4 protein-coding genes are annotated in these 5,068 nt (G+C 69.8%); all 4 read right to left on the bottom strand.

Translation table 11 applies throughout. The annotated features are described in order from the left end of the window. Positions 1–241, bottom strand: a 241-nt coding sequence (locus tag AB0B40_RS37900) for an ATP/GTP-binding protein (RefSeq protein ID WP_362268171.1), incomplete at its 3' end; no start/stop codon positions are given. Next, on the bottom strand, positions 222–785 hold the full coding sequence (locus tag AB0B40_RS37895; RefSeq protein ID WP_362268169.1) for a DUF742 domain-containing protein: 564 nt from the start codon (positions 783–785) through the stop codon (positions 222–224). The genes AB0B40_RS37895 and AB0B40_RS37900, both read right to left, overlap by 20 nt. A gap of 94 nt (positions 786–879) precedes the next feature. Beyond that, complete coding sequence (locus tag AB0B40_RS37890; protein WP_004983065.1) at positions 880–1,293, bottom strand: roadblock/LC7 domain-containing protein; 414 nt, start codon at positions 1,291–1,293, stop codon at positions 880–882. Positions 1,294–1,303: 10 nt separating this feature from the next. Beyond that, positions 1,304–4,627, bottom strand: a complete 3,324-nt coding sequence (locus AB0B40_RS37885) for a nitrate- and nitrite sensing domain-containing protein (RefSeq protein ID WP_362268167.1) — start codon at positions 4,625–4,627, stop codon at positions 1,304–1,306. Positions 4,628–5,068: the final 441 nt, after the last annotated feature.

Below are 5,068 nucleotides of genomic sequence, written 5' to 3'. Positions count from 1 at the left end.
CCTGGTCCAGGGTGATACGGCCGAAGTCCATGGCCACCGTGGTGGTGGTCTTGTCTCCGGTGTGGGTGAGGTCGTCGATGCCGGCCGAAGCGGACGTCATGACGGCCTCTGTGCGCAGCGGGTTGATCTCCGAGACGGCGCCGACGAACGTGGTCTTGCCCACGCCGAAGCCGCCCGCCACCACGATCTTCGCGGAGGTGGTGGAGCGGGAAGGACCGCCGCTAGAGCTTGCGAAGTCCACTGAGCACCCTTTCGAGCAGTGTCACGTCTGGCTGGCCACCGGCGTTCTCGTCGCCGCCGGGCTGATGGATGGCGACCAGGCCCGCCTCCGCCAAGTCGGCGACGAGAATCCTGGCCACGCCGAGGGGGATCGTCAGCAGGGCCGAGACCTCGGCCACCGACTTGATCTCCCGGCACAGGTTGCAGATCCGCTGATGCTCGGGCAACTGGCCCTGCATCTGGTGCGGAGCGGCGGTGGTGTGCACCAGTGCCTCGATGGCGAGCTGGTAGCGCGGGCGGGTCCGGCCGCCGGTCATGGCGTACGGACGCACCAGGGGGTTGTTCGCCGCCGGAGCCGGCTCGGGCCGGCGCTGCGGCTGGACCGGCTGGATGCGCGGGGCCGGAGGCTGGTCGTACGGGGACGGGCCGGGGCCCTGCGGGGCGTACGGCTGCCGGTGGCTGGGGGAGGAGGGGAAGCTGTACCGGTTCGCCGAACCGTCGCCCTGCCCCTGACCAGGGCCGTACGACCAGTTACCCGAAGACGAACCGCCTGGGGGTGTTGCCACTTTCTCCTCCTCCGACTGCGCCGGGCACCCAAACCTGTGGAGCCGCGTCCCGAAACCTTACGGCCCCTGGACGCGAATACGCACCGTCCGATAACTAGTTGAGAAGGCTCCCCTGGAGCTCCGCACGGAGATCCGGGGTGAGGACCGTGCCCGCGCGGTCCACCAGAAGGGCCATCTCGTACCCGATGAGGCCGATGTCCGCCTCCGGGTGGGCCAGCACCGCGAGCGACGAACCGTCCGAGATGGACATGATGAAGAGAAATCCTCGCTCCATCTCCACAACCGTCTGGTTCACACTGCCACCCTCGAAGATGCGCGAGGCACCGGCGGTCAGCGAGGTCAGACCGGAGGCGACGGCCGCGAGCTGGTCGGCACGGTCGCGGGGGAAGCCTTCGGACATCGCCAGAAGGAGTCCGTCGGCGGAGACCACCACCGTGTGGGACACCCCCGGGGTGTTGTCCACGAAGTTGGTGATCAACCAGTTCAGGTTCTGTGCCGCCTGGCTCATCGGGCTCACACTAACGCTCCTGGTTGTAGGTGCTGTCAGGCCCACCGTGCTGATTCGTGGTGGCCTGGCCGTTCGTTTCACTGCCTGCGCTGCGCCCGCGCTGGACGCCCCGACGCAGGTTGCTCAGCCTGCCCCGGACGTCCTCCGGGGCGCGGGAGACCTGTGGGCCTCCCTGAGGGGTGGTCTCGGCGGCGCCCTCGACCAGGTTGGCCTTGGGAACCCGCCGCGGCAGGCCGGAGGCGGTGACCCCGCCTGCCTTGGGCTTCTTGAGCTGCGAGGCCTGCTGCCACCGCTCGTCGTTCGCCGAACGCCAGCTGCTGTCGCCGCCCGCTCCCGGCGCGTCGCCCGGTGCCGGGGCCGGCGCATCCTGCTGCACGCGTGCCGTTCCGTTCGCGGAGCCGGCGCCGTGGGAACCGCTCGCGGCGGCACCGCGGCGGGGGAGCCCGGCGTCGGTCAGCTCGTGTGCGGCGGGGGAGGCCGTTCCCGGACGGTCGAAGCCTACGCGGTTCTGCCGACCCGCGTCAGCGGCCTGCGGGGATTCCGCTTCCGGAGCGTACTGGTCCGGGTAGCCGTGCTGGTAGCCGTCCTGCTGCGGCCAGTCGTCCTGGTACGACGGCGTCCGGGCGGGCTCCGCATAGGGGGCCGCCTGCTCCGTGTAGCCACCGTCGGAGGAGAAGCCGTCGTGCTGCGGCACCTCGCCGTTCGGCGCGTAGTACTGCTCGTCGTACGACTGCTCGTACGACTGCTCGTACGACGCGTGCTGCTGCTCCTCGTACGCCGGCGCCTCGAAGCTCCGCTGCTGCTGGTCGTCGTAGGACTGCTGCTGCTCGTCGTAAGCGCGCTGCTGGTCGTCGTACGCCCGCTGCTGCTCCTGGTACCCCTGCTGCGGCTGCTCCTGGTACCCCTGCTGACCGGTGAACGGATCCGCGTACCCGGCGGCGGCCTCGGCGGACTCCTGCTGCTGGTCGCCGGGGTGCTGCCCGTGCGACGACTGGGCCTCCAGGGCCGCGCGGCGCTCCTCGCGCTTGAGGGAACGGCCGACCGGGTTCAGTCCGCTGATGTCGTCGGGGACCTCGGTGTACCGGCTGTCGTCGAAGCCCAGTTCGGCGGCGGTACGCATCGGCTGCTGCTGTTGCTGGCCGAAGCTCGCACCCTGGAACTGCTGCTCCGGGATGATCTGCGAGACGGTGAACTCCTCGCGGCCCATCGGCGTCTCGCCGCCACCGCCGTGCGTGATCGCGTCCGGCAGCATGACCAGGGAGGTCGTACCGGCCTGCTCGCCCGACGGGCGCAGCTGGACCCGGACGCCGTGCCGGTCGGACAGCCGGCCGACCACGAACAGGCCCATGCGCTGGGAGATCGCGGCGTCCACGGTCGGCGGGTTGGCCAGCTTGTGGTTGATGTCCGCGAAGTCCTCGGCGGTCAGGCCGATGCCCTTGTCGTGGATCTCGATCATGACGCGGCCGTCGGGCAGACGGGTCGCCGTCACCCGGACCTTGGTCTGCGGGGAGGAGAACGTGGTGGCGTTCTCCAGCAGCTCGGCCAGCAGGTGCACGAGGTCGGTGACCGCGCGGCCGTGGATCTCGGCCTCCGGTACGCCGGACAGCTCGATGCGCTCGTACTGCTCCACCTCGGAGGAGGCGGCCCGCAGCACGTCGACCAGCGGCACCGGCTGGTCCCAGCGGCGGCCGGGCTCCTCGCCGGCGAGGACCAGGAGGTTCTCACCGTTGCGGCGCATACGGGTGGCCAGGTGGTCCAGCCGGAAGAGGTTCTCCAGCTGGTCCGGGTCCGCCTCGTTGTTCTCCAGGTCGGTGATCAGGGTCAGCTGGCCCTCGATCAGCGACTGGTTGCGGCGGGAGAGGTTGGTGAAGATCGCGTTGATGTTGCCCCGCAGCAGGGCCTGCTCGGAGGCGAGCCGGACCGCCTCGCGGTGGACCTGGTCGAAGGCGCGGGCGACCTCGCCGATCTCGTCCTTGGTGGTGATCGGGATCGGCGCGACCCGGGTGTCGACCCGGCCGGGGTCGGTGCGGGAGAGCTGGTCGACCAGCATCGGCAGGCGCTGCTCGGCGATACCGAAGGCGGCGTTGCGCAGCTGGCGCATCGAGCGGCTCATCTGGCGGGCCACCAGACCGGCCAGGATGAATGCGGCCAGCAGGGCGATGACGACCACGGCACCGGTGATGAAGGCCGAGGTCTTGGCGTCGTCGGCGATGCCGGAGGCCTCGTTCACCGCCTTGTCGGCCAGGTCCGACTCGATCTGGCGGTACGCCTTGTACTTCAGCGTGTTGGCCGCCCACCAGTTCTGCGCGGTGATGCCCTTGGAGGCCAGCGTCTGACGGGTGAGCGCGCTGGTGTCCTGCATGGTGGCGAGCTTGGTGACCATGTCGGTCGGGTCGGCGGGCGGGGCGACGTAGTTGGGGTCCGCCGCCTTGGCCTTCTCGACCATGGCGGCGCCGTCCGCCTTGATCTTCTGCTTGGCGTCCTCGAGCTTCTGCGCGTCGGCCTCGGTGCCACCACCCGTGTACTCCTCCACGGCGATGCGCTCGAGGTAGGCGTACGAGGACAGGGAGACCCGCTGGGTCGCCAGGTTCGGGGCGTCCGGGCCGGGCTTGACGAGCAGATGCGTGCCGATCGACCGCTCCAGCGACAGCGCCGCCTTGGTCAGCGAGATGGCGTAGACCGTACGGCCGTAGGAGGTGATGTTTCCGGTGCCCAGGCCCAGCTCGTTGGCGAACTCCATCAGCGGGTGGGCGACGGCGACGTAGCCCTCCTCGGTCTGGACGCCGGTCATCTTGGAGGTGTAGGCAGCCTGCCGCAGCTGCACCAGCTTGGGCTCGGCCTCGCCGAACAGCTTCAGCCGGCGCTGCAGCCCGGAGGCGCCGGGCGCGCTCTTCGTCGCCTCGTGGAAGGCGGCGGCGGCCTGGTCCGTGGCCCTGCGGGCCTCGTCGACGGTGGCCTTGCCGGCCGCGTCGTTCTTCTTCATCAGCAGCGGCGCCGCGGTGACGTCGCGTTCGTTCTCCAGCGCGTCGGCGTAACCGAGGGAGGCGCGCACCAGGCGGGCGGTGTTCTCCGCGTCGCGGGCCTGCTGCCAGGTGTCGATCGAGTTCTTCACCTGGAAGCCGCCCATGACGAGGCCGACGGCCACGGGTATGAGCAGAATCGCGTTCAGCCGGGTCGGCACCCGCCAGTTCCGCGGGGAGAGACGGCCGCCGCCGCCGGCCGCCGGAGCAGCCGCCGGTTCCGCGCCGGAAACGGGGGTGGGCGCCGCAGCGCGCGGCGGCGGGGTGAAGTTGCCCCGCGCCGACGGCTCGGGACCGTTCTTGCTTCGCCTCACTCGACCAACAACCTCTCGGCGGTCGGCACCTACGTCGTGCCGCAGTCTCTCAGAGCCCGGTTCGCCTCAGACCACTACGGAGTACGTCTTCGACCATTGGGCAGTTCAGGCATTCCAGCACGTGGACCAGCGCACTTCCAAACAGTGGAAAGCGGCGGAGCGCCCACTTGTAAGCGCCAGATAAAACGGTCATAAAGGCTGAGCCTTGCCAAAAGGCGGGCCGTTCGTGCGCACAGCGGCACCGTACGACCGCGTCGCGTGGCGATGCCGGGCGATTCCTCTGCCGAACTGTTATCAACGCCGGAGCCGACCGTGTCAAAGGCCACAGTCGGCTCCGATCCCCCTACGGCAACTGCCTTAAGGCCTGTCGCACTTGAGTGCTACTTCAGGCGGGCCATGAGGGCGTGTTCCACCAGTGTGATCAGGGCGCTCTTGGCGTCC

Source organism: Streptomyces sp. NPDC042638 (genome assembly GCF_040647235.1).
Lineage (GTDB): Bacteria > Actinomycetota > Actinomycetes > Streptomycetales > Streptomycetaceae > Streptomyces > Streptomyces rameus.
This window is presented reverse-complemented; position numbering and strand designations above follow the sequence as displayed.

Coding starts and splice junctions, on each gene's coding strand:
- AB0B40_RS37890 (WP_004983065.1), bottom strand. CDS start 1,293: ATGAGCCAGGCGGCACAGAACCTGAACTGGTTGATCACCAACTTCGTG.